We start from the raw sequence: 25,950 nt of genomic DNA, 5'->3' as shown, positions 1-25,950 counted from the left end.
TGTCATAGAGCGGGAAGTCCCAGCCCTAGATGGTGTTCAGGCGTCGAATGGCAAAGCGTATCCTTGTTGTCGAGGACAACGACCTCAATCGGAAGCTCTTTTGCGACGTGCTCAAGAGCCAGGGCTATGCCGTGGAGCCGGTAGCCGACGGACTGGACGCGCTGGAAAGGGCGCGCCAGTTCGTGCCCAACCTCGTCATCATGGACATCCAGCTGCCCAATGTCTCGGGGCTGGACCTGATCGAGGCGGCGAAGAAAGACCCCGTCCTGCGCACGATTCCGGTGCTCGCCGTCACCGCCTATGCGGGCAAGGGCGACGAGGAGCGCATCCGCGAAGCAGGCGCGGAAGGCTACCTCGCCAAGCCGGTGTCGATCGGCCCGTTCATGCAGGCGGTTCGCGCCCTTCTGTGATAGGGCGAAGCACTAGGCGAATCCGGCCTTCGCTTGACTTTACCCCTCGCCGCCGCTTTTGCGCCGCAATTCCCGGCCAGAGAGCCGCCCGAAATTACCGGAGTTGAAATGACCATGGACCGCGCAGAGACCTCGGCCCGCATCGCCGCGCTGATCGAACCCTTCAACAAGAAGGGCGTCGAGATTACCGACGCGACCCGCTTCACCGACGATCTCGAATTCGACAGCCTGACCGTCATGGACTTCGTGGCCGAGATCGAAGACGGCTTCGACATCATCATCTCGATGAACCAGCAGGCCGAGATCGAGAACTACGGCCAGCTCGTCGACGCCGTGGTCAAGCTCCAGGGCTGAAGGACTTCGCGATGACCGACATGCTCAGCGAAAACGAAACGCAAGCCGCAACCGACCTGTTCAGCAAGTTCGATCCCCTGATCGAAATGCGCCGCGGCCTGCTGTCCACCGGCGTGACCGACCCGTTCGGCCTCGTCATGGAGAAGGTGATCTCGCCTACCGTGGCCATGTGCAACGGGCGCGAGACGATCCTGCTCGGCACCTACAACTACATGGGCATGACGTTCGACCCTGACGTGATCGCGGCGGGCAAGCAGGCGCTGGACGATTTCGGCGCCGGTACCACCGGCAGCCGCGTGCTCAACGGCACCTACGCCGGGCACAAGGCGGTCGAGGAAGCGCTATGCGACTTCTACGACATGAAGCACGCGATGGTGTTCTCGACCGGCTACCAGGCCAACCTCGGGATCATTTCCACGATCGCCGGAAAGGGCGATTACATCGTCCTCGACATCGACAGCCACGCCTCGATCTGGGACGGCTGCAAGATGGGCGATGCCGAAGTCGTGCCGTTCAAGCACAACGACATCGAAGCCATGGAAAAGCGCCTGCGCCGTATCCCGGAAGGTGCCGGCAAGCTCGTCGTGCTCGAAGGCGTCTACTCGATGCTGGGCGATATCGCTCCGCTCAAGGAGATGATTGCGGTCGCCAAGAAGTACGGCGCGATGGTGCTGGTGGACGAAGCGCACTCGATGGGCTTCATCGGTCCCAACGGTCGCGGCGTGGCCGAGGACCAGGGCTGTCTTGACGATGTGGACTTCGTGATCGGCACGTTCTCCAAGTCGGTCGGCACCGTCGGCGGCTTCTGCGTTTCGAACCACCCCAAGTTCGAGATCATGCGCCTGGTCTGCCGCCCTTACGTCTTCACCGCCAGCCTCCCGCCGAGCGTTGTCGCCACCGCGACGACCTCGATCCGCAAGCTGATGACGGCGGCCGAGAAGCGCGCGCACCTCTGGGAAAGCTCTCGGACCCTGCACAAGGGCCTGACCGATGCCGGCTTCCAGCTCGGCACGGCAGAGCCGCAGAGCGCGATCATCGCGGTGATCATGCCCGACCTCGAACGCGGCGCGGCGATGTGGGAAGCCCTTCTGCACGAGGGTCTCTACGTGAACCTTGCACGTCCGCCGGCAACCCCTGCGAACATGACCCTGCTGCGCTGCTCGCTCTGCGCCGAGCATTCGGCCGAACAGGTCCAGCAGATCATCGGCATGTTCACCCGCGCGGGCAAGACGGCCGGCATTCTCTGACGCCGATCCGGCGCCGTCCCGGACCCGGTTCCGGGACGGCGCCTCGGATCAGCCCTTGTGGCGGTCCACCAGTGCGAGGAATGCCTCCAGCCAGCCGCCGACGAACCCGGCAGACTGCGCGCCCACGGTTCCATCCTCGCCGATCAGGCCGTCCTTCCACTGGATGAACGCTTCCGGCGCGCCGAGGGTCGGCATGTCGAGGTAGGCCAGCACGTTGCGCAAGTGCTGCTGCGAAAGCGCCGTGCCTATCGCCCCGATCGAAACGCCGATCACCCCCGCAGGCTTGCCCGCCCAGGCGCTGTCCCCGTAAGGGCGCGAGGCGTTGTCGATGGCGTTCTTGAGCACGCCGGGGATGGAGCGGTTGTACTCCGCCGTCACGAAGATCACGCCGTCGGCTCCCCGCACCAGTTCCTTCAGCGCCTTGACCGAAGGAGCCTGATCGGCGTCATCGTCCTGGTTGTAGAGCGGCAGGGCGGCAATATCCGCAAACACGAATTCATGGCCGGATGCGGCGGGGAGGCGGGTCAGCGCCTGCGCGAACCGGCGGTTGTACGATTCGGCGCGAAGGCTTCCGACGACGACGACGATCTTCGACATGACGACTCCTCATGACTGGTTGCAGCCGATCACAGGTATCGGTGCAAAAGGTGTCAGTTGGAAGTCCCCGGTTCGGCCCCGGTTCCCCGGACCGCGCGGGGGCGGCGCGGCACCGGCGGGCGGTGATAGCTCACGTCACCGCGATCCCGCCGGGCCTGGCAGGGCTCTTCGGCGGTATAGGCGCTGGCCGGACTCGGCGCATGGGCGGCCTTGGGCACGTCGTAGGTCCCCTCGACCAGCGTGACCCGGTTGGCGATCCGCCATTCTCCTGCGCGCTTGCGGAAATGATCGACGTAGCGCCCCGTGGACATGAAGTTCGGTCCCTGCGCCGTCACGCCCGAGAAGTGGTAGTAGGTCTCGCAAAAGGCCTCTTCCCCGGCCAGTTCGCAGACATGGTTGAGGATCGCGTGCTGGGTCGATTCGAAAAGCAGCGTGGTGCCGTCCGCCCAGGCCACGAACTGGTCCGGCATGCCCACGAACTGGCCGTGGTCCTCGATGCAATCGTCCCAGTAGCAGGAGCGGACCAGCGCGTTATCCAGCCGGTCGAGCCCGCGCGCATAACGCAGCAGCACCTGGTGGATCTCATGCCGATCGGCCAGTTCGGCCAGCTTCGAGGCAGGATCGGTCACGGCATCTCTCCTTCGCGCGTTCTTTCGCGCGAAGCTAGGTCGTCCGCCCTGCCCCTGTAAGTCCGCTCAGGCCGGGATCACGCCGTTTTCGCGGCGGCGATCACGTCGCACTTCTCGTTGGTCTCCTTGGCGCCGCCGCCAAGGAAGGCCACGGCAAGGAAACCCGCGACGACCGCGACCGCGAAGGCCGCCGTGACTTTACCGAGATGCTTGTCGATCACCGCCTTGATCGGCGCGCCGAACAGGCGGAACAGCACGCCCACGATCAGGAAGCTGATCGAACGGGAGACGATCGAGGCGCCGATGAACACGGCAAGGTTCATGCCGATGAAGCCCGCGGTGATCGTCAGCAGCTTGAACGGGATCGGCGTCGCGCCTTTCACGACGATGATCTCGGCGCCATATTCGCGCAAGTAGCACGCGGCCTTGGGGAAGCTCGCCGCCAGCCCCAGCGCCTTGAGCAGCGCCTCGCCGAAAGCGGCATAGGCGAAGTGGCCGATGGCATAGCCGAGCAGCCCGCCCACCACCGAGGCCAGCGTGGCGATCAGGGCGAAGCGAATCGCCTTCTTCGGTTCTGCCAGGCACATCAGGCCCAGCAGCGGATGCGGCGGAACCGGGAAGAAGCTTGCCTCCATGAAGGCGAACAGCGCCAGCCACCATTCGGCGTGGCGGTGCGCCGCCTTGGCCATGGTCCAGTCGTAGAGGCGGCGCAGCATCGAGTTCTCCGGGAAGTGACGTGGCGTGCTTAGTAGGCCGATGATGAGGCGGCAAGCTATAACCCATTTGGTTATATCCGCTTGACATCGCCTATCGTAATTGGTACAAAACAGGAACAGCGAGTGAAACGGGTCGCTCATCGCGGCACGTTCTTCCGCCCCGGAATTTTCCAGAAACAGGATCATCCCCATGGCCGAGCCGAAAGCGGCTTCGCCGGGTGCTGCCCCGCGCAGGCCCCGGACGAAGATCAGTCCCGTCATCGCCCAAGCCGAGGACAAGTTGAACCGGCACTGGCGCGCCGTCTTCCTGGCGGCGCTGGCCGAAACGTCGAACGTCAGCGCGGCGAGCGCCGCCGCCGGAGTTCACCCGAGCCGGCCTTACAAAGTGCGCCGCTCGGAACCCGAATTTGCCCGCGAATGGCGCACCGCCCTGCTCGAAGGCTACGAAAACCTCGAGATCGAGGTTCTTTACCGCCTGCGCTTCGGGGAGCCCAAGGATGGCGAGGTCAAGTTCGACAACGCCAATGCCCTGCGCCTGCTGGGGCTTCACCGCGAAACGGTGACGCGCGAGCGGGCCATCCGCGAAAACGAGGATCTCGGCGCTGTCCGCGCCTCGATCCAGACCAAGCTGGCGCAGCTGCGCGAACAGGTCCTGGCGCGCCGCACCGCCCGCGAAGAGGAGGAAGAGGATGGCTGAAGCAGATCCCCTGGACTGGCTCGCCAAGGCTCATGCCAGTGACCTTGACGGCTTCGTCTCCAGGCTCGCCCCGCGCGAACAGGAGGAATGGCGCTGGAACTGGCGGGTATGGGGTCGTCCCTCGCAGATCGCACCCGCCGGTGACTGGCGCGTATGGCTGGTCATGGCGGGGCGCGGTTTCGGCAAGACCCGCTGCGGCGCCGAATGGGTCAACGAAATCGCCGAACGCCACCCGCAAGCCCGGATCGCGCTGGTTGCCGCTCATCTTGGCGAGGCGCGCTCGGTCATGGTGGAGGGCGAGAGCGGGCTGCTTTCCGTCGGCGCGCCCTGGCGGCGTCCGGTGTTCGAGCCTTCGCTCAGGCGGCTGACCTGGCCCAACGGCGCGCAGGCCACGCTCTATTCCGCCGCCGAGCCGGAAGCCCTGCGCGGCCCCCAGCACAGCCACGCCTGGTGCGACGAGATCGCCAAGTGGGACAATGCCTCGGGCCGGGCCGTCTCGGCCTGGGACAACCTGTTGATGGGCCTGCGGCTCGGCCACGATCCGCGCCTCGTCGCCACCACCACCCCGCGCAGCGTGCCGCTGGTCATGCGCCTGCTGGCCGAAAGCGAACAGGGCGACGTGATCGTGACGCGCGGCAGCACCTTCGACAATGCCGCCAACCTGCCCGCGCGCTTCCTCAAGGCCATGCGCCGCACCTTCTCGCGCAGCCTGCTCGGGCGGCAGGAACTGGACGGCGAACTGATCGCCGAGGTCGAAGGCGCGCTCTGGAGCCGCGCCCTGCTGGAAGCCAGCCGCGAGGAACGCGCGCCCGAATGCGGCCGCGTCGTCGTCGGCGTGGATCCGCCGGCATCGGCCGGGGGGGATGCCTGCGGCATCGTGGTGGTCGGCATGGCCGAGGACGGCACCGCGCATGTGATGGCCGATGCCTCGGTGGAAAAGGCCGGCCCCGAACGCTGGGCCCGCGCCGTTGCCGGAACCGCCGAAGCGTGGCGCGCCGACCGCGTCGTCGCCGAGGCGAACCAGGGCGGCGCGATGGTCGCCTCGGTCCTGCGCGCGGCGCGTCTCTCCCTGCCGTTGCGGCTGGTGCACGCCTGCCGGGGCAAGGTCGCCCGTGCCGAGCCCGTCGCCGCGCTCTACGAAGCCGGACGCGTCCGCCACGCGGGGCTGTTCCCCCGGCTGGAGGACGAGATGTGCGGGCTGATCGCCGGCGGCGCCTACCAGGGGCCGGGGCGTTCTCCCGACCGTGCCGACGCGCTGGTCTGGGCGCTTACCGAACTGATGCTCGGCAAAAGCGGCGAGCCTCGGGTCAGGCTGGCGTGAACCGCCGAATTCGAAACTCTTCCGAAAGGATCGACATGTCCTTCATCGATACGCTCGTCGCCGCCTTCAAGGGCGAGAGTGCCCGCGTGCCACTGGCGCGCGGGCCGGCCTCGCCATGGTTCTTCGCCGAGAGCGGCGGCGGGCGTGCCCCCTTCGAATACGGTTCGGCAGTGCGCCGCGCCTATCTCGAGAATCCCGTCGCCCAGCGTGCGGTGCGCCTCGTGGCCGAGGGTATCGGCGGCGCCCCGCTTCGGCCCGCCGACCCCGCGCTCATCGCGCTCGTCACCGAAACCAGCGCCGGGCAATCGCTGCTGGAAACGCTCGCCTGCCATCTCCTGCTTCACGGCAATGCCTATGTGCAGGTGCTCAAGGATGCGCGGGGCCGCCCGGTCGAACTGTTCGCCCTGCGCCCCGAGCGCGTGTCGATCCAGGCCGGGGAGGACGGCTGGCCCGCCGCCTTCGCCTATGACGTGGCCGGCCGCCGGCTGACGATCCCGCTGCTGGACGAGGACGCCTCGCCCAACGTGATCCACATCCGCCACTTCCACCCGGCGGACGATCACTACGGCGCGGGCTGTCTGGCCGCCGCCGACGAGGCCATCGCCACGCACAATGCCGCCTCGCAGTGGAACCGCCAGCTCCTGGAAAACGCCGCCCGCCCTTCCGGCGCGCTGGTCTACGAGGCGGGCGACGGCAATACCCTGACCGGCGACCAGTTCGACAGGCTCAAGGCCGAACTTGCCAGCGCCTATGCCGGATCGGGCAATGCCGGACGGCCGATGGTGCTGGAAGGCGGGCTCAAGTGGCAGGCCATGGCGATGACCCCGGCGGACATGGATTTCGCCACGCTCAAGGCCGCCGCCGCGCGCGACGTGGCGCTCGCCTTCGGGGTGCCGCCGATGCTGCTGGGCCTGCCGGGCGATGCCACTTACGCCAATTACCGCGAGGCCAACCGCGCGCTCTGGCGGCTCACCCTGCTGCCGCTGGCGAGCAAGATCTTCGCCGGGCTCTGCGAAGGGCTGGCCCCGTGGTTCCCGAACGACTGCCGCGAGAACATCCTGGCCATCGACCTGGACCGGGTTCCCGCGCTTGCCGAGGACCGCGAGCGGCTCTGGGCCCAGGTCAGCGCCGCCGACTTCCTTGGCGACGACGAAAAGCGATCCTTGTTGGGGCTGCCCCCCGTTTCGGCCTCGAAGGATGAGGAGAACAAATCATGAACCAGAAGGACATGCTGGCCGGCCTGCTCGCCCAGGCGACGACGGAGGGCAGCGAACTCGTGACGCTGCGCGCCATCGTCGAGGAAGCCAGCGAAGTCGGCGCGCGGCGGATGCTCTCGCGGATCGGCCTCGACGACGCGACCGCGCCGGGCGACCTCTCCGAACTGCGCGAACTGCTCCAGGCCTGGCGCGACGCCAAGGCCAGCGCGCAGGCCGCCGCGATCGGCTGGCTGGTGCGCGGCGTGCTGGCCTTGCTGCTGCTCGGCCTGGCGGTGCGCCTCGGCGCGGGCGAGCTGCTGCGATGACGCTGCAACCGGCTCTGCATGAGCGCACCCTCCGCTTCGCCGGCTATGCGGCGCTGTTCGGCAAGCGCGACGCCGGACGCGACACGATCCGCCCCGGCGCCTTCGCCCGGACGCTGGCCGAACGGCGCGATCCGATCCCGTTGTTCTGGCAGCACCGGCCGGATCTCAGGATCGGCTGGATCGAAACCGTGGCGGAAGACGATCGCGGCCTGCGCGTGGTCGCCACGGTGGACAACCCGGACGGCGCCGCCGGTCTCGCGCTTCGGCGCGGCACCGTGAACGGGCTCTCGTTCGGCTACCGCGCCCGCGCCAGCCGCAACAGCGCCGAAGGCCGCGAACTGCTCGACCTGGAGCTGTTCGAGGTCAGCCTCGTCACGCACCCGATGCAGCACGGCGCGCGGGTGCACCTGATCTCCTGACGACCTCCTCCGACCCATTTTCCCGCCGCCCCGACGGGCGGCTCCAACCGAAAGGTGAATGCCCGATGGAATCCATTGCCCCGGTCGAAGCGCTCGACTCCTCGTTCGACCTCGTCGCCCGACAGGACGCCACCGAAGCCGCCGTCGAAGCCCTGCGCGGTGACGTCGACGACGTGAAGGCCCGCCTCGACCGCGTCAGCCGCGCCGCGTCCCGGCCGGTGATCGAAGGCGGCGCCACGACCACCGCCAGCCTCGAAGTGAAGGGCTTCGTGGACGGCTACCTGCGCATGGGCCGCGAGACCGAGATCAAGTCGATCTCCGGCATCGTCGCCTCGGATGGCGGCTATGCGGTCCCGCGCGAAGTCGATGCGCTGATCTCCGCCCGCCTCAAGAACATCAGCCCGATCCGCTCGATCGCGCAAGTCGTGCAGACCGGCACGGCGGGCTACCGCAAGCTCATCACCACTGGCGGCACCGCTTCTGGCTGGGTGAGCGAGACCGGCGCCCGCACCGAAACGGCCACCCCCAGCTTCGCCGAGATCGCCCCGCCCGCCGGCGAACTCTACGCCAATCCCGCCGCGAGCCAGGCCATGCTCGACGATTCCGCCTTCGACATCCAGTCCTGGCTGGCGGACGAGATCGCCATGGAATTCGCCCGTGCCGAAGGTGCCGCCTTCGTGAACGGCACCGGCACCAACCAGCCCAAGGGCTTCCTTGCCGCCCCCAACGCCGCCACTGCCGACGCCGCCCGCCCCTTCGGCACGCTCCAGTTCCTGGTCTCGGGCAATGCCGCCGGGTTCGACACCTCGCCCGAACTCAAGCTGATCGACCTCGTTCATTCGCTCAAGGGCGGCCACCGCCAGGGCGCGAGCTGGGTGATGAATTCGAAGACGCTGGCGGTGGTCCGCAAGCTCAAGGCGGCTGACGGCTCGTTCCTGTGGCAGCCGGGCCTCATGGAAGGACAGCCGAACCGCCTGCTGGGCTATCCGGTGGTCGAAGCCGAGGACATGCCCGACGTGGCGGCCAATGCCTTCCCGATCGCATTCGGCAACTTCCGCGCCGGCTACCTGATCGCCGAACGCAGCGCGACCTCGATCCTGCGCGATCCCTTCACCAACAAGCCCTTCGTCCACTTCTACGCAACCAAGCGGATCGGCGGGCAGGTGCTCGATTCCGACGCGATCAAGCTGCTCAAGATCTCGGCCTGACGCCATCCGGGCCGTGCGGGGCCGCATTTGGAAAGGAGCCCGCTCCTTTCCGGCCCCGCACGTCTTGAGCAGCGGCCCGCGCCGTCTCCCCGCTCCCTCACCTCGGGCGGCGGCGCGGGCCAACCGCCTCCTTCCTTCCTGATCGGAGACACCCATGAACCGGGCCATTCCCGCCCCGCCCGTGCTTCCGTCCTCGGCACTCGCCGAGCTCAAGCAGTGGCTCGGCGTGACCACCACGCGCGACGATCTTCCGCTCGTTGCCCTGCTCGCCAGCGCGGTCGAGACTTGCGAGGCCTTCACCGGCCGGATGCCGCTGGTCGCCCCGTGCGAAGAAATGCTGCCCGCCGAAGCAGGCTGGCATGCGCTGTCCACCCGTCCGGTGCAGGCCATCACCTTGATCGAGGGGGTCGATGCCAATGGCACCCGGTTCCCGCTTTCGGCCGGGACTTACGAGATTGACCTCGATGCCGACGGCACCGGCCGTGTCCGCCTTCCGTTCGGCACGCCCGCCACCCGCATCGCCATCGGCTTCACGGCCGGGCTCGCCGATGACTGGGACAGCCTGCCGGACGGGCTGCGCCACGGCATCGTCCGGCTAGCCGCGCACCAGCACCGCGAGCGCGAAAGCGGCGGCGCCGCGCCGCTTCCGCCTGCCTCGGTCGCGGCACTCTGGCGGCCCTGGCGGCGGATGCGGCTGGCGTGACCGGCATGATCTCGGCCGATGCCGGACCATCGCTCGCCGCCCTCTTCCGCCGCCTCGCCTCCCGCGCCGAAGCGCTTGCCGCCGCCCATGCCGAAGCCCGGCGGATGGGCGCACGCGGCGATGAAACCCGCTGGCGCCGTGCCGACCTCGTCTGGCCGCTCTTCGCGAAAGGATAAGTGATGGAAATCGCCTTGCGCGCCGCGCTGATCGAATGGCTCGCCGCCGATCCCGCGCTCGCGGCCGAGTTGAACTCGGTGACCGAGGAAACGCCCTTGCGCACCAGCCTGCCGTGGCTGGCGTTGGCCTCCAGCGCCAGCGCCGACTGGAGCTGCAAGACCGCACCGGGCCGGGAAGTGCGCGTCGCGCTCGAACTCCATTGCCGGGGTGACGCGCCCGATGCGGCGGCGGCGCTGGTCGCGGCCATCGAGGCGCGGGTGGAAAGCCTTCCGCGCACGCAGCCGACTTTCTCCGCCGCCTCCATCCAGTTCCTGCGGGCCCGCGCCGAGCAGCGCGGGGAAAGCCGCCGCGCGATCCTGCTCGAATACCGCTTCCGCCTGCTCGCCGCCTGACCCAACCGCTTCAAAGGAGCCTCACCATGCCCGCCCAGAAAGGCAGCGCCTTCCTTCTCAAGATCTCGAATGGCGGCTCTCCCGCCACTTACCAGACCGTTGCCGGGCTGCGGACCACGCAGATGTCGGTCACGGGCGACGCGGTCGTCGTCACCAGCAAGGACAGCGGCGGCTGGCGCGAACTGCTTTCGGGGGCCGGGGTCCGCTCGGTCTCGGTAAGCGCGGCGGGCATCTTCCTCGGCAGCACGGCCGAGGCGAAGATTCGCGCCAATGCCATGGCCGGCACCCTCGACGACTACGAACTGAGCTTCGAGGACGGCGAGCGGCTGCGTGGCCGCTTCCTCGTCCAGCGGCTCGATTATGCCGGGGATTTCAACGGCGAGCGCAATTACACGCTCCAGCTCGAAAGCTCCGGCCTGGTGGCGCCGGCATGACCCTTCGACAGGCTCAGGGGGAGCGGGCCAACGCGCTGCGCGGCGAGGCGCTGCTGGAGATCGGCGGCACCGCGCATGTCCTGCGCCCCAGCTTCACCGCGCTGGTCGCCGCCGAGGAGGAACTCGGCCCGCTCTTCGCCCTCGTCGAGCGGGCGGGCGCGGGCCAGCTTCGCCTTTCCGAACTGGCCGCGCTGTTCTGGCATTGCGTCGACCCGCTGCACGCCGTCCCGCGCGAAGCAGTGGGAGAGGCGGTGGTTGCCCAGGGCCTTGCCGCCTGCGCCGCACCGCTGCGGGTGTTGCTCGGCCAGATCCTCAAGGGCAGCGGATGAGCGAAACCCGGCTCGCCCCGGCGGCGCTCAGGCTCTGCGGTCTCGCCGCGCGACAGCTCGGCTGGCGCCCACGGGATTTCTGGGCCGCCACGCCCGCCGAACTCGCCGCCGCGCTCGGCCTGCTGCCCCCTGGGCCAGCTGGCGCCGCCGATGCACCGGGCGTCGACCGGTCCCTGCTCGACAAGCTGATGGAACACGACAATGAGCGATGACATCGACAGCCTGCTGGTGGAAGTCCGCGCCAGCACCGAAGGCTTCACGCGCGACATCGCGCAGATGCGCGGCAGCATCGACGGCGATCTCGTCTCCGGCTTCACCCAGGCCGGGCAGGCGCTGGAAAAGGGCCTGACCGGCGCGATCCGCCGCGGCAGCCTCGGCTTCGACGACCTCAAGCGCGTCGCCCTGAGCACGCTTGGCGAAATCGCGGCACAATCGCTGCAGGGCCTGTTCGGCGCGGCGGGCACGGGGGGCGCAGCCACCGGCGCGCTCGATCTCTCCGGCCTGTTTTCCAGCGTGCTCGGCCTGCCCGGGCGCGCGACCGGGGGCAATGTCTCGCCGGGGCGGGGCTATCTCGTCGGCGAACGCGGACCGGAGCTTTTCGTGCCGACTTCCGCCGGGCGGATCGAGACCGGCACTGGCTCCGGCACCGGTTCCGGCGCCCGCGACGTCAAAGTGGCCATCAACCTCACCGGGCCGCGCGGCGCCAGTACGCCGCAATCGCTCCAGCGCTCGTCCCGCCAGGTCGCCAGCGCGGTGCGCCGCGCCCTTTCCAGCCGCTGATCTCACCGGAGCACCCGACATGGCATTCTGGCTTGCTGACAAGCGCAACGGACAGGAGAGCGACTGGATCAGGCGCTTCGACCCGCGCTTCTGGACCGTCAATTTCCCGCGCCCGATGATGGCCTCCGTCATCTCGACCGGCCCCGACTCCCTACGGGTGGACGCCGCATTCCTGCGCAAGGGCGACCTCGGCGGACTGATCTGGGAGAGCGAGGACCGGCTCGACCACCCGCTGCTCGCCTACAAGGCCGACCGCGACTACGCCCATACCTCGCTCAGCTTCCGCTGGCGTTCCTCGGGGGTGATCCCGCTCGACGCCGGGAACGGTCCGACCCTGACGATAGAGGGACAGGACGCAAGCGGCACCGCGCGCGCCTGGTACGTCCGGCTCTGGAACTATGCCGAGGGGACGGGTGAGGATGCCCGGATCAGCCTGCGCTTTTCGGAGCTGGACGCCGGCTTCGCGCTCCCTGCCGAAGCAGAGCGCATATGGCCCCATGCGATCGACCGCATGTTCATTTCCTTCTGTCCGCCGGGCTACGACGGCAGCACTGCTCCCCTGCCGGCCGAGGCTGAAGGCTGGATCGAACTGAGCGAGATCGCGGTGGACGGCGCGCGCGCCATGCTGGAGATCGGCGACGTCATCCTCCCGCCGAACGGCCTCGCCATGGCGACCGGATTCGACGATCAGGGCGTGCAGACCCCCGCCCGGCTCCTGCGCGGCGTGCGCCAGCTCGGCTACCGGGGCTCGGTGGTCCACTATCTGGGCATGAGCCATTACTTCCGGCTCGCTTCCGCAGACGGAGCCTATCTCGCCGGCATGGGGGGCGACCCGCTCAACGCGCCGACGCGGGTCTGGCATCGCACTTTCTTCGCGGAATGCGTGAAGCTCGGTTTCAACCCGATCGCCTCGCTGTCCTACGAACTGCTCGACCAGCACTGCCCCCCCGCGTGGAAGCAGCGCGACCTGGAGGGCAATCCGGCGCTGACCGGATGGGACCCGCCCTCAACCCTGCTCTCCCCCGCGAACGGTGCCGCAATGGGCTGGCTGCAATCGGTCGGCGCCGCTTTCGCGCAGCTCATGACCGAGGCTGGCGCCGCGGTGCGGTTCCAGGTCGGCGAACCGTGGTGGTGGTGCTTCGCGGACGGCCGCATCTGCCTTTACGATGCCGAAGCGACCGCCCGGCTTGGCGGTGCGCCCGCCGCCATTCCCGACATGCGCGCCCCTCTGGATACCGCGCAAAAGGCCTTGCTGGACGAAGCCGGTGCCCTTCTTGCGCAGTCCACGGCTGACCTCGTGAATGCAGTCCGCGCTGCCGCCGCTCCGGCGCCGGTCGAAGCGCTGGCGCTGGTCTTCACGCCCACCCTGCTCGATCCGGCGATGCCCGAGATGCGCCGTGCCAATCTCCCGGTCGGCTGGGCCTCGCCCGCCTTCGACCATTTGCAGGTGGAGGACTATGACTGGCTCACCGCCGGTGCCGATACCCTGCGCCGTTCCGCCTACGCCGCAGTGAACGAGCGGCTCGGCTATCCCCCCGAAGAGCAGGACTACCTCGCCGGTTTCGTGCTGACGCCGGCGCAAGGCGACCAGTGGCGCCGCATCGACGCCGGGCTGGACGAGGCACTCGCCCGCTCGCCGCGCGAAGTGGTGGTCTGGGCACTGCCCCAGGTCGCGCGCGACGGCTTCGTCCGCCTTCCCCCCCTCTCTCCGCAAGCCTCAGGAGCCGATCAGATGCAGGCCTTCGACGACGTGCTCTATCCCCTCGCGCTGGGCCGCGATGCCACGGTGATCCCGGAGTTCTCCACTTCGATCTCCGTCACCGCATCCGGCTTCGAACGGCGCAACAGTCTCTGGTCCAACGCCCGCCTGCGCTTCGATGTCGGCCCCGGCGTGCGTTCCGAAGCGGAACTGGGCGAACTGATCGCCTTTTATCGCGCCCGTCGCGGCCCCGCGCGCGGCTTTCGCCTGCGCGATCCGAGCGATTACAGTTCGAACGGCATGGTCGGCACGCCAAGCCCGCTCGACCAGCCGCTCGGCATCGGTGACGGCATCACCGCCCGGTTCCCGCTCGTGAAGCGCTACGGCGAAGGAAGCGCCGAACAGGTCCGCCGCGTGACCCGGCCGCTGTTCGACACCCTGCTCGTCTCGATCGGCGGCGCCGTGCAGGTCGGCAACTGGACGCGCGAACCGCAAGGCGTGATCGCCTTCGACGATCCGCCGCCCCTGGGCGCGGCCGTCCGGGCAGGCTTCCTGTTCGACGTGCCGGTGCGCTTTGCGGAAGACCAGCTCGAAGTCGCGGGCGCCGCTTTCGCGGCAGGCGAGGCGCCGAGCGTGCCCGTCGTCGAAATCCGGGAGGCATCATGAGCCGCAAGTGGTTCTCGGGCGACCTGGAAACGGTCGCAACCTTCTGGCGCATCGACCGGCGTGACGGCGTGACCCTGGGCTTCACCACGCACGATGCCGATCTCTGGTTCGACGGTCTCACGCATCGGGCGTCGCCCGGCATGGTTCCCTCATCAATCCGCAAGTCCGCCGGCTTCGAGGCAGACAGCGCCGAAGTGCGCGGCACGATCACGCATGAGGAGATTTCCACGGAAGATCTGGCCACCGGGCGTTTCGACGGTGCCCGTGTCCGCATCGGGCTGGTCGACTGGGAAATGCTGGAACGCGAAACCCTCTACACCGGCACGATCGGCGCCGTTGCCGAGGAAGACGGTGCGTTCTCCGCCGAACTCGCGTCGCGCAAGGCGGAACTGGCGCGCGATCCGGTCCCCCGCACAAGCCCCGCCTGTCGCGCCGGGTTCTGCGGGCCGGGATGCAATCTCGATCCCCAGCGCTTCACCCGCGAACTGGCCGTCGCACTGGTGGATACCGCCAGCAATACGGTCGCCTTTGCCGAACCGGCCTCTCCGGACCTGTTCGCCGGCGGTACGCTGCGGTGGCTCGAAGGGCCGCAGGCGGGCGTGCGGATGGGCATCGTAGGCGGGGAAGACGGCAGGCTGATCCTCGATGTCCCGCTGGACGGGAGTATTCCGCCCGGCACCCGCGCCTTCCTGCGCGAAGGGTGCGATCATACGCTGGGCACCTGCGCGGAACGGTTCGGCAATGCCGTGAACTTTCGCGGCGAACCCTATCTTCCCGGAAACGACCTGCTCACCCGCTACCCCTCGCCCTCGCAATGACGGGCGAGAATCTGGCCGGGGCAGCGCGGGAACTGGTCGGCGTGCCGTTTCGACTTCATGGCCGCGATCCGGCGGCCGGGCTCGATTGCCTCGGCCTCGTCGCGGTCGCCGCGGGCAGGCCCATGGCCGTTCCCAACGGCTACAGCCTTCGCGCCATGCGGATCGACCGCGCAGATGCCGTTGCCGCCGCGCTGGGGCTGGAAGCTGCCACCGGCGGAATCGCGGCGGGCGATGTGCTGATGCTGCGCCCCGGCCCCTGCCAATACCATCTCGCCATCGCGCTCGGCGAGGCGCGCATCGTTCATGCCCATGCGGGCCTGCGCCGCGTCGTAATCGCCCCGCTCCCGCGTGAATGGCCGCTCACCGGGCACTGGCGTGCCCGCTTCGGCTCCCTTTCCTGAAGGACAAGACATGGCAACGCTCGTTTTCAGCACGGTAGGCACGGCGCTGGGCGGCCCGGTCGGCGGTGCGATCGGTTCGCTCGTAGGCAGTCAGTTCGATGCCGCGATCTTCGGATCTCCCAACCGGCAGGGTGCACGGCTCAAGGAACTGGAAGTGACCACTTCCAGCTACGGCCAGCCCCTCCCCCGTCATTTCGGCCGGATGCGCGTTGCCGGCCAGATGATCTGGGCGGCGGAACTCACCGAGCACAGCGAAACGCTGGGCGGCGGCAAGGGCGCTCCCTCCGTCACGACCTACAGCTATTCGGCCAGCTTTGCCGTGGCACTCTCCAGCCGCCCGATCCTGGCCCTCGGCCGCATCTGGGCCGATGGCAGACTGCTGCGCGGCGCGGAAGGCGACCTCAAGGTCGGCGGTACGCTGCGCATCCATACCGGGCACGGCGATCAGGCCTGCGATCCGCTGATCCTTGCGGCAGAGGGTGAAGCCCTTTGTCCCGCTCACCGCGATCTGGCCTACGTGGTGTTCGAGGATCTCGACCTTTCGGAATATTACAACCACATCCCCGCGCTGACTTTCGAGGTCATCGCCGACGAACGCTTCGATCTCTCCGGGGTGATCGGCGATCTGGTGGAGGATATCGACGCGGCAGTCCCGCTCGAGAGCTTCGGCGGGCTGAGCTGTGACGGGTCGCTGGCGGATATCCTGCAGGTCATAGACCAGGTCGAGCCGCTCTGCACCGATGCCGGGCGGGACCGTCTGGTGATTGCCAGGGAACGGCTGCAGACGAGCCAGATCGCCCTTGCCGAAGCCGCGATATCCGCTGAGGACGGCGATTTCGGCGCCGCGACGGGTTTTTCCCGCAGCCGTGCCGCCCCCGGCGAACAGCCGCTGTCGGTGCTCCGCTATTTCGACCGCGACCGCGACTATCTGCCCGGCGTGCAACATGCCACCGGCCGCGCCATTGCCGGAGAACCCCGCGCGCTGGAACTTCCGGCCGCGCTCGATGCCGCCACCGCCCGCAGCCTGATCGAACGCATCCGCAGAAGGATCGACTGGAGCAGGGACCGCATTTCCTGGCGGACCAGCGAACTCGACTGCGATGTCGCGCCCGGTGCCTCGGTGACGTTTCCCGGCCTTCCCGGCCTGTGGCGCGTAGAGGCATGGGAGTGGCGAGACAGCGGCATCGAGATTTCCGCCACCCGCCGCGTGCCGACCGGAGCAGACGCTCCGCCACGGCTTGCAACCGACCCGGGACGGATAAACCCCCAGCCGGATCTCCCCCCCGGCCAGACCGCGCTCGTGGCGCTCGAACTTCCCTACGATGCCGCGACGGGCACGCCAGACAGCGCCCGGCCCATTGCCGCACTGTCATCCTCCACTGCAAACTGGAGCGGTGCGGCGCTCTTTGCCGACCGCGGCGACGGGGGCCTGCTGCCGCTCGGCCCCAGCGGCCGGATGCGCTCGATCGTCGGCACGGCCTCGACGGCGCTTCCACCGGCAAGCGCGCTGCTGTTCGATCGCGCCTCCACCCTGGAGGTTCGCCTGACAGGGGCGGACCTGCAACTGGCATCGGCATCGCTCCGCCAGCTCGCGGAAGGCGCCAACCTTGCCCTCGTGGGTGACGAAATCATCCAGTTCGCCGGCGCCCTGCCGCTTGGCGGCGGCACCTGGCGGCTCACCGGTTTTCTGCGCGGAAGGGGCGGAACGGAAACCGCAATCGGCACGCACCTGCCCGGCGAACCGTTCGTCCTGCTCGACCGCAAGGCCGTCGCGCTCGATCCGGCCATCGTCGGAACCGGGAGCGAACGCCGGATCGTGGCGGCAGGGCGCGGAGATCCCGAGCCGGTCGCCGTCCCGATCCGCCTTGAAGGCATCACATTGCGCCCGCTGGCACCGGTCCACCCTCGTGTCACAAGACTGGCGGACGGCACCTTGCGCGCGGCGTGGACACGCCGCGCACGGGGCAACTGGACATGGCAGGACGGGCTCGACGTGCCCCTGGTCGAACAGACGGAGAGCTATCTCGTGACGTTCGGTGCGATCGGGAGCCCGCTGGCCACGTGGACCCTTGCCGCCCCTTCGATCGATCTCGCCCCCGACCTCGTGGCACGCCTGTCCGCAGGAGCCCCCGGCGAATGGCTGCGCGTGAGGCAGCAGGGAACCCACGCCCTTTCCGAACCCCTTCCCGTCCTTTCGCTGAACTGATCCCAAGGAGCCCAGCATGAGCGATACCATCACTTTCGACAGCGCCAGCGCGCGTTTCTCGCTGCCGTTTCTCTATGCCGGCCAGTCCCAGAAAGAGGTCTTCGTCAACGAAGCCCTGGCCCGCTGCGACATGCTGCTGCACCCCGCGATCGAGGGCGAAACCGATCTCCCGCCTCCCTCCCCCTCGGAGGGAGAATGCTGGCTGGTCGGCATGGAAGCGAGCGGGGCCTGGAACGGGCAGGCGGGCACGCTTGCCACATTTCAGGGCGGAAACTGGATGTTCGTGAAACCACGGCACGGAATGCGCGTCTTCGATCTGTCGACCCGGCAGGAGCAACTATTTTGGGGCTCATGGAGAAAAGCTTCCCTTCCCGTGGAACCACTTGGCGGATCGACAGTTGATGTTCAGGCTCGGGCGGTGATCGGTCAACTGGTTGCTGCCCTGCAAGCCTTGGGTATCTTCCCGTCAGCATGACGCGGCACATTGAACAGGGGTAGGAACAGTGCAGTCGATTTCCAATAAATGGGGTCACGAGGCGGCACCAACCCTCCGAAATCGCGACATTCTTGCAACAGTCGCTTTCAATGTGCGCTTGCACACGCAATGCTGAGGGGGTAGACACTCGACGCACTCGGTGGCTCCAAATCTCTTAGTAGGGGAAACGTATGAGGAAACTCGTCCTTGGTCTGGCGCTGGCTTCGACAGCTATCGCCACGCCCGCGCTTGCGCGTGACAAGTCGTGGTATCTTGAACTCGACTTCGGCGGCATGATCGTCGAAGACGCTGATCTTAAGGTCGACGGCGTCAGCAACGCCGCAACTGCCGACTTCAAGACCGGCTTCGACGGCGGCGCCGTTCTCGGTTACGACTTCGGTCCGTTCCGTCTTGAAACCGAAGCCAGCTATCGCCAGGCTCCGGTCAAGTCCTTCGGCGGTGACGCCAGCAACCTGTCGTTCATGGTCAACGGCCTGCTCGATTTCGGTCCCGATGACGGCCTCCAGGGCTTCGTCGGCGGTGGTGCGGGCGTCGCTCGCGTCGATGCCGACTTCATCGACGATTCCGACACCGGCTTCGCATGGCAGGCTATCGCGGGCGTTCGCGCTCCGATCAGCAGCCACTGGGACGTGGGCCTGAAGTATCGCTTCATGAACGTCGCCAATGTCGACCTCGTCGACGTGGACGGTTCGTCGGTCAGCACCCGCTGGCGTTCGCACTCGCTCATGGGCACCCTGGCGTACAACTTCGGCGAACCGGCAGCTCCGCCGCCGCCCCCGCCGCCGCCCCCGCCGCCCCCGCCGCCTCCCCCGCCGCCGCCTCCGCCGCCGGTTGTGGAATGCAACAAGGGTCCGTACATCGTGTTCTTCGACTGGGATAAGTCGGACATCACGCCGGAAGCCGCCACCATTCTCGACAGCGCGATCAGTGCCTATGGCAACTGCAACAGCGTTCCGATCATGCTGGCCGGTTACACCGACCGTTCGGGTACCGAAAAGTACAACCTCGGCCTGTCGGCTCGTCGTAACGACGCTACCCGCGCGTATCTGACCAGCCACGGCATTCCGGACGGCTCGATCTCGAGCCAGGCGTTCGGTGAAGCTAACCCGCGCGTTCCGACTGCTGACGGCGTGCGCGAGCTGCAGAACCGCCGCGTCGAAATCACTTACGGTCCGGGTTCGGGCATGTAAGCGAACCGGCAACGGTTACAGATCAGGGGGTCGGAGCAATCCGGCCCCCTTTTCTTATGGAACTTGCACCAGCATGTTCCCGGCAGCCCGGGCATCCGTGGGCCGGCCGCACAAACGAAAACGCCCCGCGGGTCAGGCGGAGCGTTCGTAATTTCAGCTCTGAAAAAGATCAGGCGGCGTAAGGCGTAGGGTCGATCAGCCCCGCATCGGCAAAGCCGCCCTTTCGCAGGCGGCAGCTGTCACACTCTCCGCAGGCGCGGCCATCCGGCTGCGGATCGTAGCACGACCAGCTCATGCCGGCATCCAGCCCAAGGCGATCCGCCTCGCGGGCGATATCCGCCTTGCCGAGGAACTGCAGCGGCGCGTGAATGCTGAACTTCGTGCCCTCGTCGCCTTCCTTGGTCGCCAGGGTCGCGATGTTCTCGAACGCCGAGATGAATTCGGGACGGCAGTCGGGATAGCCCGAATAGTCCAGCGCGTTCACGCCGATGAATATATCGGAAGCCCCGATTGCCTCGGCCCAAGCCAGCGTAAGCGACAGGAAAACGAGGTTGCGCGCGGGAACATACGTCACCGGAACACCGGGACCGACGCCATCCTTCGGCACCTCGATATCGTCCGTCAGCGCAGACCCGCCGAACTGGCGCAAGTCGAGCGGAAGCACGACATGACGTTCGGCGCCAAGGAAAGCGGCGATCTTGCCGGCGGCATCGATTTCGCACCGATGACGCTGGTTATAGTCGATCGTCAGCGCATTGATGGAATAGCCCGCCTCTCGTGCGAGCCCCGCCGAAACCATCGAATCCAGTCCTCCTGAGAGAAGGACGACCGCCTTGCGGCCTGAAAGCGTTGAAGTATCCTGCATGGTTCTTTCGCTAAGCCTTCGCCGAAGCGATGACAACCACCAGCCGGCAGCGTCAGTTCCGGCAGGAACCGGTCCGCCGTCCCTCAGCGGTGACAACGAAGGGAAGTCCGCTGACGATCCCCTGACTGTCGATCTGGATCAGCCCATTGGTCTCGCGCCGAACCCGCGTTCGGCCATAGCCCTGCCCGCGACAGGTATACTGGACGACGACTTCGTTCGCCGTGTCCTCGACCACGACCGCGCGGCAAGGAATCCCCTGATGCCTGAGCTGAATCAGTTGCCTGCCATTTCCGATGCAAAGGTTGCGCGTGACGCTGCTCTCGCCGTGCTCACGCAGTTCCCAGGAGCCCGGCTCCAGCTGGTCAAGCATCGCAAGCGATCGCTTCTGCCCTTGCGCGCCCGATCCAAGCAGCAGCAATGCCCCGGCTGCCACTGCTACCGTCGCTGCCCTGCGTTTCGTCCAGTCGAATTTGCGGCCCCTCGCGCGCGTTGGCGCAAGACCTCGTGCTTTACCCGTGGTCATCCGCCCCATATCGGTACTCCCGACCGGCAAGACAAGCATCCCCCGCGCCGACAGGTCCGCAACGGCCCGATATGTTCAGACAGGGACGTGCAATATCTTCGAACAGAACGCGCAATCTACCGGAACCATACCGGTTTCATCGCGCATATCCGCCCGCTCGGTCTCGGGAAACCGTCCAAGGATATTCTGATAATATTCCACCGAGCATCGGCAGCCCCGCGTCAACGGCGCCAGCGGCTCCACCCGGATAACATCCTCTTCATGGAACAGGCGCCAGACGAGCTGCTCCAGATTGAGCACCGGATCGACCAGTTCGCCCGCCTGAACGCTGCCCGCCATGATCGAGACATGCTCCCAATCGGGGTGCTGTTCCTTGACGTGAAGGCGCTCCTTGCCTTCCTCGCCATCCGGGAAATGCTGGACGAGCAGGCCCCCCGCAACGCATCGCGGGCCATTGGAACGGACGGCAATGCGGATCACCGTCGGAACCTGCTCGGACTGGGCGAAATAGCTCTGGCAGGCTTCGGCAAGCGATGCGCCTTCAAGCGGCACCACGCCCTGGTAGCGCTCGTTCGAGACGTCCAGATCGAAGGTGATCGCAAGATAGCCCTTGCCGAAGATCGTTTCGAGCGAGCAGTCCTCTTCCAGCTTCTCGGCCAGAACCGGGTCATGTCGCAGATAACCGCGAAGTTCGCCGCCCCGATAGTCGCAAACGAGCAGATCCACAGCTCCGCCTTCGGCTTGCGCCTGGAAGGTCAGCTGAGCGCCCTCCTCCTTCAGAAGCGACCCCATCAAGGCCGTCAGCACCAATGCTTCGGCCAGGACGTGCTTGACCGCCTTGGGGTAGCTATGGGCCGAGAGTACCGTTTCCAGCACAGGGCCAAGGCGCACCACACGACCGCGCGCATGGCGCGAAGGCACGGTGAACGCCAGCACCCGATCGAAGCCGGTATCGTCGTCCCGAGGGAGAAGATCGTCGCTCACAGCTTGCCAAGCGCCCACAGCAGCACGGACTTCTGTCCATGGATGCGGTTTTCGGCCTCGTCCCATACTGCGGACTGAGTGCTGTCGATCACGTCATCCGTCACTTCCTCGCCGCGGTGGGCGGGAAGACAGTGGAGGAACATGGCGCCCGGATTCGCAGCCGCCATCAGCGCCTGATTGACCTGATAGGGCTGCATGGCTGCAACATGCTTCTCGCCGCCCGGCTGCCCCATCGACACCCAGGTATCGGTAACCACGACCTGGGCACCTGCAACCGCTTCGGCCGGGTTCTGCGTCAGAATGACCTCGCCGCCCGCCGCACGAGCGCGCGCGATGAATTCAGTATCCGGCTCGTAGCCCGCAGGGCCGCCGATGCGGATCGTGAATTTCATCAGCCCTGCCGCCTCGATCAGCGAGTTGGCAACGTTGTTGCCATCGCCAAGCCAGGCCAGCTGGAGCCCCGGAAGCGCAAAGCCGCCCTCGACGATCGTCAGCAAGTCGGCAACGATCTGGCAGGGGTGGGAAAGATCCGTCAGCCCGTTGATAACCGGAACCTCGGCATAGTGCGCCAGTTCCTCGATCTTGGCGTGATCGTCGGTACGGATCATGATCGCATCGACCATCCGGCTGAGCACGCGGGCGGTATCGGCGATCGTCTCGCCGCGACCGATCTGGGTGCTGCCCGCTTCGAGAATGAGCGCACTGCCGCCGAGCTGACGCATCGCCATGTCGAACGAGACGCGCGTGCGGGTCGAGTTCTTCTCGAAGATCATGGCAAGCACATGGCCCGCAAGCGGAGCATCGGCGTCGACCTGGCCTTTCGGCCAGGCCTTGCGCGCGGACTTCCGGTCGATCGCATCGTTGATCATCGCGGCGAGCGCAGGCCCACCGGCATCACTCAGATTGAGGAAATCCCGCATCTTCAGGCGACCTCTTGGGGCTGGTAGCTCGCCGCCGCGGCGGACAGCTTCTCCATGAATTCGTCGATATGGCTGTCGTCGATGACGAGCGGCGGCAGAACGCGGACCACATTGTCACCGGCCGAAACGGTGAGCACCTGATGGTTGTCACGCATATGGGCAACGAAAGCCCGCGGCTCCATCTTCAGCTTCATGCCGATGAACAGGCCGCGGCCATGCACCGAATCGAACAGATCGGGATAGTTGCCGATGAACTGTTCGAGCCGCGAACGCAGTCGCTCGCCCTTTGCGCGCACATCGGCAAGGAATGCCTCATCGGCCACGACGTCGAGCACCGCACCGATCGCTGCCATGGCGAAAGGATTACCGCCATAAGTCGAACCATGCGTTCCGAATACCATCCCGCGCGCGGCCTTTTCGGTGGCAAGGCAGGCGCCGACGGGGAAGCCGCCGCCGATGCCCTTCGCGGTCGACATGATATCGGGCACGATCCCGTACTGCTCGTAGGCGTAGAGCGTACCGGCACGACCGACGCCGCTCTGAACTTCATCGAACACCAGCATCAGGTCATGCTCATCGCAAAGTGCGCGCAGGCCCTGGAGGAATTCGTCCGAAGCGATGCGGATGCCGCCTTCGCCCTGAATCGGCTCAACCAGGAAGCCTGCGGTATTCGGGCCGATAGCGGCCTTTGCGGCTTCCAGATCGTCGAACTCGACATATTTGAAACCGGGCAGCAGTGGCAGGAAGCCCTTGTGCATCTTGTCCTGATTGGACGCGCTGATCGTCGCCATCGTCCGGCCGTGGAAGGCATTCTTGAACGTGATCAACTCGAACTTGTGATCGTTGCCGACGTGCTGATGATAAGCACGCGCAGTCTTGATAGCGCATTCGACCGCTTCGGCGCCCGAGTTGGTGAAGAACACCGTATCGGCGAAGGTCAGTTCGGTCAGGCGGGTGGCAATCGCTTCGCCCTGGGGGCTACCGTAAAGGTTCGAAACGTGCATGAGCGTCTCGGCCTGCTTCTGGACCGCACCGATCAGGCCTTCATGCGAATGACCCAGCAGGTTGACCGCTATCCCGCTTGCAAAATCGAGGAATCGGCGACCGTCTTCACTGATGAGGTGACAATGCTCGCCGCGAACGGGCCGAACGCCGCACCGGGGATACACGGGCATCAGCGGAGTGATCGACATGATGGAATTCCTCGATAACGAATCAGTGACGTGAACGTGAAAACGTGAATCGGAAACGACAAATGGCGGCCCTAACCGGACCGCCATTTGCGCGCTTTTAGGTGTTTGCAGTCCCCCGGTCAAACACCGGGGGCGTTGCAGGCAGGATCAGCCCTGGAGCGGCGCCAGGTTGACCGCCGAGTACTTGCCTCGTCGATCGACCTCGATGTCGAACTCCACGCGATCGCCTTCGTTCAGACCGCCAAGGCCCGAACGCTCAACTGCGCTGATGTGAACGAATGCGTCCGGCTGGCCATCATCACGGGTGATGAAGCCGAAGCCCTTCATGGAGTTGAAGAACTTGACCGTGCCGCTGGCCTTTTCACCGGTCAGCTGACGCTGCGGTGCAGGCTCGCGCTTGGCGACCGGAATCACGTCGCCGACGACGACGAGTTCGCTGGCCGAAATCTTGCCGCCACGATCGACGAGCTGGAATTCGAGCTGCTGGCCTTCGGCCAGGCCTTCAAGGCCGGCACGCTCGACAGCGCTGATGTGAACGAACACATCTTCGCCGCCCTCATCGCGCTGGATGAAGCCGAAACCCTTCGCTCCGTTGAAGAACTTCACGACGCCGCGACCCTGGCCGACGACCTGAGCGGGCATACCGCCACCGCCGCCGCCGCCGCGCGGACCACCGCCGAAGCCACCGCCACGGTTGCCGCCGCCGAAGCCGCCGCGATCACCGCCGCCGCCGCCGCCGAAGCGATCACCGCCGCCGAAACCGCCGCGATCACCGCCACCGCCGAAACGATCGCCGCCACCGAAGCGGTCACCGCCACCGAAGCGATCTTGCCCGGCAAAGAACGGATCGAACTCGTTCTCCCCGAAGCTATCGCGCTTGTCGCGTCCCCTTCCGCGACGACCTCTGTCAAAACCCATGTTTACGAACGTACCTTCGCTGCGCCCCAAAAAGCATACACCCGGACACGTGGACGAACCGCGCCGACCGTCAGGCAAACAGCCGAGAAAAGCCCCGGACCTTTACCTGCAGGCCGGAGTCATACACGAGGTTCTGCCACATGGCGAACACATTTACGTCCCATTCTCCCGCGCCAGGGACGAAATATCGCGTTTTCCGTGCATTCCACCTTGCTTTTCGTCGGAATTGGGAGCTTGACGAGCGCTCATTTCAGGCCGAACCGGTGCCCACAAACACCATTCGACACCGGAGAATCGCGCCCATGTTCCGCCAGATCACCGAGACCGTGTTCGCGAGCCCGCAAATCGGAACGGATGCCATCGCCGAGGCGAAAGCTCTGGGGATCGTGCGGATCATCAACAACCGTCCCGAGGGCGAAAGCGAAGACCAGGTCGCAGGGGACGTCATCGCCGCCGAAGCCGCTGCGGCCGGGATCGATTATGTCGCGATTCCCGTGGGCCACGGCGGCTTCAGCCAGGCTCAGGTCGATGCCATGGCCGATGCGCTCGATACTGCGGAAGGTCCGGTTCTGGCCTACTGCCGTTCGGGTACGCGCTCGACTCTGCTTTGGGCGCTTGCCCGCGCCAAGGCAGGCGACAGCCCTGCCGTGATTGCCTCCAAGGCTGCGGCAGCGGGTTACGACGTTTCCCCGATTCGCCAACTCATCGACATGCTTTCCGCCGGGAAGTGATCCGACGCCGGTTTCCGGTGTTCAGAGCGCGATGTCGCCCTGTTCGCCGGTCCGGATTCGCAGCACGTCTGCCAGATCGAAAACGAAGATCTTGCCGTCACCGATTTCGTCGGTGCTTGCGGCTGCTTTGACGATCTCGATCACCGTGACCGCAAAAGCGTCGGAAACCGCGATTTCCAGCTTCAGCTTCGGAAGCATGCTCGAGGCATATTCCGCCCCCCGGTAGATTTCGGTCTGACCTTTCTGCCGACCGAAGCCGCTTACCTCAGAAACCGTTAGCCCTGAAACGCCGGCGGCCGAGAGGGCATCCCTTACTTCCGTGAACTTGAACGGCTTGATGATCGCGATGATGTACTTCACGCCCGATCTCCCGGTGGAAGGCTGTGGGCAGAACATCACACATTG

At 66.6% G+C, this 25,950-nt stretch carries 33 protein-coding genes; 23 read left to right on the top strand and 10 right to left on the bottom strand.

Translation table 11 applies throughout. The features are described from left to right. The first annotated feature begins 47 nt into the window (after nucleotides 1-47). From ACXJ16_RS13955 to spt, 3 genes are all read left to right on the top strand, one after another. A complete protein-coding gene (locus ACXJ16_RS13955; RefSeq protein ID WP_054442205.1) occupies nucleotides 48-410 on the top strand; it encodes a response regulator in 363 nt (120 codons plus the stop codon). 114 nt (nucleotides 411-524) lie between these two features. Continuing rightward, entirely contained in the window at nucleotides 525-764 is a 240-nt protein-coding gene (locus ACXJ16_RS13950) for an acyl carrier protein (protein WP_054442290.1), read from the top strand. Nucleotides 765-775: 11 nt separating this feature from the next. Further along, nucleotides 776-2,011: a serine palmitoyltransferase gene (gene spt, locus ACXJ16_RS13945; RefSeq protein ID WP_454796345.1), complete on the top strand. Its 1,236-nt coding sequence runs from the start codon at nucleotides 776-778 to the stop codon at nucleotides 2,009-2,011. 48 nt (nucleotides 2,012-2,059) lie between these two features. On the opposite strand, the gene ACXJ16_RS13940 is transcribed toward spt, so the two are convergent. The 3 genes from ACXJ16_RS13940 to ACXJ16_RS13930 all read right to left on the bottom strand — a co-directional run bounded on the left by ACXJ16_RS13940 (nucleotide 2,060) and on the right by ACXJ16_RS13930 (nucleotide 3,953). Then, entirely contained in the window at nucleotides 2,060-2,608 is a 549-nt protein-coding gene (locus ACXJ16_RS13940; RefSeq protein ID WP_463920846.1) for an NADPH-dependent FMN reductase, read from the bottom strand. 53 nt (nucleotides 2,609-2,661) lie between these two features. Then, complete coding sequence (locus tag ACXJ16_RS13935; RefSeq protein ID WP_324697252.1) at nucleotides 2,662-3,237, bottom strand: nuclear transport factor 2 family protein; 576 nt, start codon at nucleotides 3,235-3,237, stop codon at nucleotides 2,662-2,664. Between the two features lie 77 nt (nucleotides 3,238-3,314). Beyond that, nucleotides 3,315-3,953: a YqaA family protein gene (locus tag ACXJ16_RS13930; RefSeq protein ID WP_185998424.1), complete on the bottom strand. Its 639-nt coding sequence runs from the start codon at nucleotides 3,951-3,953 to the stop codon at nucleotides 3,315-3,317. A 190-nt stretch (nucleotides 3,954-4,143) separates the two neighbouring features. On the opposite strand from ACXJ16_RS13930, the gene ACXJ16_RS13925 reads away from it, so the two are divergent. The 19 genes from ACXJ16_RS13925 (at nucleotide 4,144) to ACXJ16_RS13835 (ending at nucleotide 19,411) form a co-directional block, all read left to right on the top strand. Then, nucleotides 4,144-4,650, top strand: a complete 507-nt coding sequence (locus ACXJ16_RS13925) for a hypothetical protein (protein ID WP_054442201.1) — start codon at nucleotides 4,144-4,146, stop codon at nucleotides 4,648-4,650. Further along, a complete protein-coding gene (locus tag ACXJ16_RS13920) occupies nucleotides 4,643-5,971 on the top strand; it encodes a DNA-packaging protein (protein ID WP_463920845.1) in 1,329 nt (442 codons plus the stop codon). The genes ACXJ16_RS13925 and ACXJ16_RS13920 overlap by 8 nt, the downstream gene beginning before the upstream one ends. A gap of 35 nt (nucleotides 5,972-6,006) precedes the next feature. After that, nucleotides 6,007-7,188: a phage portal protein gene (locus ACXJ16_RS13915; RefSeq protein WP_185998423.1), complete on the top strand. Its 1,182-nt coding sequence runs from the start codon at nucleotides 6,007-6,009 to the stop codon at nucleotides 7,186-7,188. Beyond that, nucleotides 7,185-7,493: a DUF6127 family protein gene (locus ACXJ16_RS13910; protein ID WP_054442199.1), complete on the top strand. Its 309-nt coding sequence runs from the start codon at nucleotides 7,185-7,187 to the stop codon at nucleotides 7,491-7,493. Before ACXJ16_RS13915 ends, ACXJ16_RS13910 begins: the two co-directional genes overlap by 4 nt. Continuing rightward, nucleotides 7,490-7,912, top strand: coding sequence for an HK97 family phage prohead protease (locus tag ACXJ16_RS13905; protein WP_132468657.1), 423 nt, complete (start codon nucleotides 7,490-7,492; stop codon nucleotides 7,910-7,912). Before ACXJ16_RS13910 ends, ACXJ16_RS13905 begins: the two co-directional genes overlap by 4 nt. Before the next feature lie 65 nt (nucleotides 7,913-7,977). Beyond that, the gene (locus tag ACXJ16_RS13900; RefSeq protein WP_054442198.1) at nucleotides 7,978-9,120 is read left to right on the top strand and encodes a phage major capsid protein; all 1,143 of its coding nucleotides are present in this window, start codon (nucleotides 7,978-7,980) and stop codon (nucleotides 9,118-9,120) included. 154 nt (nucleotides 9,121-9,274) lie between these two features. Further along, nucleotides 9,275-9,823 (top strand): head-tail connector protein, encoded by a 549-nt coding sequence (locus ACXJ16_RS13895; RefSeq protein WP_054442197.1) that lies wholly within the window; start codon nucleotides 9,275-9,277, stop codon nucleotides 9,821-9,823. After that, nucleotides 9,820-9,999, top strand: coding sequence for a hypothetical protein (locus ACXJ16_RS13890; protein ID WP_185998421.1), 180 nt, complete (start codon nucleotides 9,820-9,822; stop codon nucleotides 9,997-9,999). Before ACXJ16_RS13895 ends, ACXJ16_RS13890 begins: the two co-directional genes overlap by 4 nt. 3 nt (nucleotides 10,000-10,002) lie before the next feature. Continuing rightward, the gene (gene gp17 / locus ACXJ16_RS13885) at nucleotides 10,003-10,392 is read left to right on the top strand and encodes a tail completion protein gp17 (RefSeq protein ID WP_054442195.1); all 390 of its coding nucleotides are present in this window, start codon (nucleotides 10,003-10,005) and stop codon (nucleotides 10,390-10,392) included. A 26-nt stretch (nucleotides 10,393-10,418) separates the two neighbouring features. Next, the gene (locus tag ACXJ16_RS13880) at nucleotides 10,419-10,826 is read left to right on the top strand and encodes a phage major tail protein, TP901-1 family (RefSeq protein ID WP_054442194.1); all 408 of its coding nucleotides are present in this window, start codon (nucleotides 10,419-10,421) and stop codon (nucleotides 10,824-10,826) included. After that, nucleotides 10,823-11,155 (top strand): gene transfer agent family protein, encoded by a 333-nt coding sequence (locus tag ACXJ16_RS13875; RefSeq protein ID WP_324697270.1) that lies wholly within the window; start codon nucleotides 10,823-10,825, stop codon nucleotides 11,153-11,155. The genes ACXJ16_RS13880 and ACXJ16_RS13875 overlap by 4 nt, the downstream gene beginning before the upstream one ends. Beyond that, nucleotides 11,152-11,367, top strand: a complete 216-nt coding sequence (locus ACXJ16_RS13870) for a phage tail assembly chaperone (protein WP_324697272.1) — start codon at nucleotides 11,152-11,154, stop codon at nucleotides 11,365-11,367. Before ACXJ16_RS13875 ends, ACXJ16_RS13870 begins: the two co-directional genes overlap by 4 nt. Next, entirely contained in the window at nucleotides 11,357-11,935 is a 579-nt protein-coding gene (locus ACXJ16_RS13865; protein WP_185998419.1) for a tail tape measure protein, read from the top strand. The genes ACXJ16_RS13870 and ACXJ16_RS13865 overlap by 11 nt, the downstream gene beginning before the upstream one ends. Nucleotides 11,936-11,954: 19 nt before the next feature. Further along, complete coding sequence (locus ACXJ16_RS13860; protein WP_463920844.1) at nucleotides 11,955-14,300, top strand: phage distal tail protein, Rcc01695 family; 2,346 nt, start codon at nucleotides 11,955-11,957, stop codon at nucleotides 14,298-14,300. Further along, nucleotides 14,297-15,118, top strand: a complete 822-nt coding sequence (locus ACXJ16_RS13855) for a phage/gene transfer agent baseplate hub protein (protein WP_463920843.1) — start codon at nucleotides 14,297-14,299, stop codon at nucleotides 15,116-15,118. Before ACXJ16_RS13860 ends, ACXJ16_RS13855 begins: the two co-directional genes overlap by 4 nt. After that, nucleotides 15,115-15,519, top strand: a complete 405-nt coding sequence (locus ACXJ16_RS13850; protein WP_185998417.1) for a C40 family peptidase — start codon at nucleotides 15,115-15,117, stop codon at nucleotides 15,517-15,519. The genes ACXJ16_RS13855 and ACXJ16_RS13850 overlap by 4 nt, the downstream gene beginning before the upstream one ends. A 10-nt stretch (nucleotides 15,520-15,529) precedes the next feature. Next, entirely contained in the window at nucleotides 15,530-17,725 is a 2,196-nt protein-coding gene (locus tag ACXJ16_RS13845) for a phage tail protein (protein WP_463920842.1), read from the top strand. Between the two features lie 16 nt (nucleotides 17,726-17,741). Then, nucleotides 17,742-18,200, top strand: a complete 459-nt coding sequence (locus tag ACXJ16_RS13840) for a DUF2793 domain-containing protein (RefSeq protein WP_324697281.1) — start codon at nucleotides 17,742-17,744, stop codon at nucleotides 18,198-18,200. Nucleotides 18,201-18,391: 191 nt separating this feature from the next. Continuing rightward, nucleotides 18,392-19,411, top strand: coding sequence for an OmpA family protein (locus ACXJ16_RS13835; protein ID WP_132468655.1), 1,020 nt, complete (start codon nucleotides 18,392-18,394; stop codon nucleotides 19,409-19,411). Between the two features lie 169 nt (nucleotides 19,412-19,580). On the opposite strand, the gene queC is transcribed toward ACXJ16_RS13835, so the two are convergent. The 6 genes from queC to ACXJ16_RS13805 form a co-directional block, all read right to left on the bottom strand. After that, nucleotides 19,581-20,276: a 7-cyano-7-deazaguanine synthase QueC gene (gene queC, locus ACXJ16_RS13830; RefSeq protein ID WP_054442185.1), complete on the bottom strand. Its 696-nt coding sequence runs from the start codon at nucleotides 20,274-20,276 to the stop codon at nucleotides 19,581-19,583. 52 nt (nucleotides 20,277-20,328) lie between these two features. Then, complete coding sequence (locus ACXJ16_RS13825) at nucleotides 20,329-20,799, bottom strand: DUF3617 domain-containing protein (RefSeq protein WP_292635429.1); 471 nt, start codon at nucleotides 20,797-20,799, stop codon at nucleotides 20,329-20,331. Between the two features lie 75 nt (nucleotides 20,800-20,874). Beyond that, nucleotides 20,875-21,783 (bottom strand): Hsp33 family molecular chaperone HslO, encoded by a 909-nt coding sequence (gene hslO / locus ACXJ16_RS13820; RefSeq protein ID WP_324697286.1) that lies wholly within the window; start codon nucleotides 21,781-21,783, stop codon nucleotides 20,875-20,877. Then, nucleotides 21,780-22,703: an ornithine carbamoyltransferase gene (gene argF, locus ACXJ16_RS13815; protein WP_324697288.1), complete on the bottom strand. Its 924-nt coding sequence runs from the start codon at nucleotides 22,701-22,703 to the stop codon at nucleotides 21,780-21,782. The genes hslO and argF overlap by 4 nt, the downstream gene beginning before the upstream one ends. 2 nt (nucleotides 22,704-22,705) lie before the next feature. Continuing rightward, nucleotides 22,706-23,896 carry an aspartate aminotransferase family protein gene (locus tag ACXJ16_RS13810; RefSeq protein WP_324697290.1) on the bottom strand — a complete coding sequence of 397 codons (1,191 nt, stop codon included), beginning with the start codon at nucleotides 23,894-23,896 and terminating at the stop codon, nucleotides 22,706-22,708. A 147-nt stretch (nucleotides 23,897-24,043) separates the two neighbouring features. Beyond that, on the bottom strand, nucleotides 24,044-24,814 hold the full coding sequence (locus tag ACXJ16_RS13805) for a cold-shock protein (protein ID WP_132468654.1): 771 nt from the start codon (nucleotides 24,812-24,814) through the stop codon (nucleotides 24,044-24,046). Nucleotides 24,815-25,116: 302 nt separating this feature from the next. Here ACXJ16_RS13805 and ACXJ16_RS13800 point away from each other — a divergent pair, with 302 nt between their 5' ends. Beyond that, nucleotides 25,117-25,545 carry a protein tyrosine phosphatase family protein gene (locus tag ACXJ16_RS13800; protein ID WP_185998412.1) on the top strand — a complete coding sequence of 143 codons (429 nt, stop codon included), beginning with the start codon at nucleotides 25,117-25,119 and terminating at the stop codon, nucleotides 25,543-25,545. Nucleotides 25,546-25,566: 21 nt separating this feature from the next. Here ACXJ16_RS13800 and ACXJ16_RS13795 read toward each other — a convergent pair whose 3' ends face one another. Next, complete coding sequence (locus tag ACXJ16_RS13795; RefSeq protein ID WP_054442179.1) at nucleotides 25,567-25,905, bottom strand: P-II family nitrogen regulator; 339 nt, start codon at nucleotides 25,903-25,905, stop codon at nucleotides 25,567-25,569. Nucleotides 25,906-25,950: the final 45 nt, after the last annotated feature.

The organism is Novosphingobium sp. TK71, from assembly GCF_055361505.1.
Note: the sequence above shows the minus strand (reverse complement) of the source record. Positions and strands in the feature narration are given on the sequence as shown.

Bases quoted from the DNA above. Each gene is read 5' to 3' on its own strand.
- ACXJ16_RS13955 (WP_054442205.1), top strand. From the start codon at position 48: ATGGCAAAGCGTATCCTTGTTGTCGAGGACAACGACCTCAATCGGAAG.
- ACXJ16_RS13950 (WP_054442290.1), top strand. From the start codon at position 525: ATGGACCGCGCAGAGACCTCGGCCCGCATCGCCGCGCTGATCGAACCC.
- spt (WP_454796345.1), top strand. From the start codon at position 776: ATGACCGACATGCTCAGCGAAAACGAAACGCAAGCCGCAACCGACCTG.
- ACXJ16_RS13940 (WP_463920846.1), bottom strand. From the start codon at position 2,608: ATGTCGAAGATCGTCGTCGTCGTCGGAAGCCTTCGCGCCGAATCGTAC.
- ACXJ16_RS13930 (WP_185998424.1), bottom strand. From the start codon at position 3,953: ATGCTGCGCCGCCTCTACGACTGGACCATGGCCAAGGCGGCGCACCGC.
- ACXJ16_RS13925 (WP_054442201.1), top strand. From the start codon at position 4,144: ATGGCCGAGCCGAAAGCGGCTTCGCCGGGTGCTGCCCCGCGCAGGCCC.
- ACXJ16_RS13920 (WP_463920845.1), top strand. From the start codon at position 4,643: ATGGCTGAAGCAGATCCCCTGGACTGGCTCGCCAAGGCTCATGCCAGT.
- ACXJ16_RS13915 (WP_185998423.1), top strand. From the start codon at position 6,007: ATGTCCTTCATCGATACGCTCGTCGCCGCCTTCAAGGGCGAGAGTGCC.
- ACXJ16_RS13910 (WP_054442199.1), top strand. From the start codon at position 7,185: ATGAACCAGAAGGACATGCTGGCCGGCCTGCTCGCCCAGGCGACGACG.
- ACXJ16_RS13905 (WP_132468657.1), top strand. From the start codon at position 7,490: ATGACGCTGCAACCGGCTCTGCATGAGCGCACCCTCCGCTTCGCCGGC.
- ACXJ16_RS13900 (WP_054442198.1), top strand. From the start codon at position 7,978: ATGGAATCCATTGCCCCGGTCGAAGCGCTCGACTCCTCGTTCGACCTC.
- ACXJ16_RS13895 (WP_054442197.1), top strand. From the start codon at position 9,275: ATGAACCGGGCCATTCCCGCCCCGCCCGTGCTTCCGTCCTCGGCACTC.
- gp17 (WP_054442195.1), top strand. From the start codon at position 10,003: ATGGAAATCGCCTTGCGCGCCGCGCTGATCGAATGGCTCGCCGCCGAT.
- ACXJ16_RS13880 (WP_054442194.1), top strand. From the start codon at position 10,419: ATGCCCGCCCAGAAAGGCAGCGCCTTCCTTCTCAAGATCTCGAATGGC.
- ACXJ16_RS13875 (WP_324697270.1), top strand. From the start codon at position 10,823: ATGACCCTTCGACAGGCTCAGGGGGAGCGGGCCAACGCGCTGCGCGGC.
- ACXJ16_RS13870 (WP_324697272.1), top strand. From the start codon at position 11,152: ATGAGCGAAACCCGGCTCGCCCCGGCGGCGCTCAGGCTCTGCGGTCTC.
- ACXJ16_RS13865 (WP_185998419.1), top strand. From the start codon at position 11,357: ATGAGCGATGACATCGACAGCCTGCTGGTGGAAGTCCGCGCCAGCACC.
- ACXJ16_RS13860 (WP_463920844.1), top strand. From the start codon at position 11,955: ATGGCATTCTGGCTTGCTGACAAGCGCAACGGACAGGAGAGCGACTGG.
- ACXJ16_RS13855 (WP_463920843.1), top strand. From the start codon at position 14,297: ATGAGCCGCAAGTGGTTCTCGGGCGACCTGGAAACGGTCGCAACCTTC.
- ACXJ16_RS13850 (WP_185998417.1), top strand. From the start codon at position 15,115: ATGACGGGCGAGAATCTGGCCGGGGCAGCGCGGGAACTGGTCGGCGTG.
- ACXJ16_RS13845 (WP_463920842.1), top strand. From the start codon at position 15,530: ATGGCAACGCTCGTTTTCAGCACGGTAGGCACGGCGCTGGGCGGCCCG.
- ACXJ16_RS13840 (WP_324697281.1), top strand. From the start codon at position 17,742: ATGAGCGATACCATCACTTTCGACAGCGCCAGCGCGCGTTTCTCGCTG.
- ACXJ16_RS13835 (WP_132468655.1), top strand. From the start codon at position 18,392: ATGAGGAAACTCGTCCTTGGTCTGGCGCTGGCTTCGACAGCTATCGCC.
- queC (WP_054442185.1), bottom strand. From the start codon at position 20,276: ATGCAGGATACTTCAACGCTTTCAGGCCGCAAGGCGGTCGTCCTTCTC.
- ACXJ16_RS13825 (WP_292635429.1), bottom strand. From the start codon at position 20,799: ATGACCACGGGTAAAGCACGAGGTCTTGCGCCAACGCGCGCGAGGGGC.
- argF (WP_324697288.1), bottom strand. From the start codon at position 22,703: ATGCGGGATTTCCTCAATCTGAGTGATGCCGGTGGGCCTGCGCTCGCC.
- ACXJ16_RS13810 (WP_324697290.1), bottom strand. From the start codon at position 23,896: ATGTCGATCACTCCGCTGATGCCCGTGTATCCCCGGTGCGGCGTTCGG.
- ACXJ16_RS13805 (WP_132468654.1), bottom strand. From the start codon at position 24,814: ATGGGTTTTGACAGAGGTCGTCGCGGAAGGGGACGCGACAAGCGCGAT.
- ACXJ16_RS13800 (WP_185998412.1), top strand. From the start codon at position 25,117: ATGTTCCGCCAGATCACCGAGACCGTGTTCGCGAGCCCGCAAATCGGA.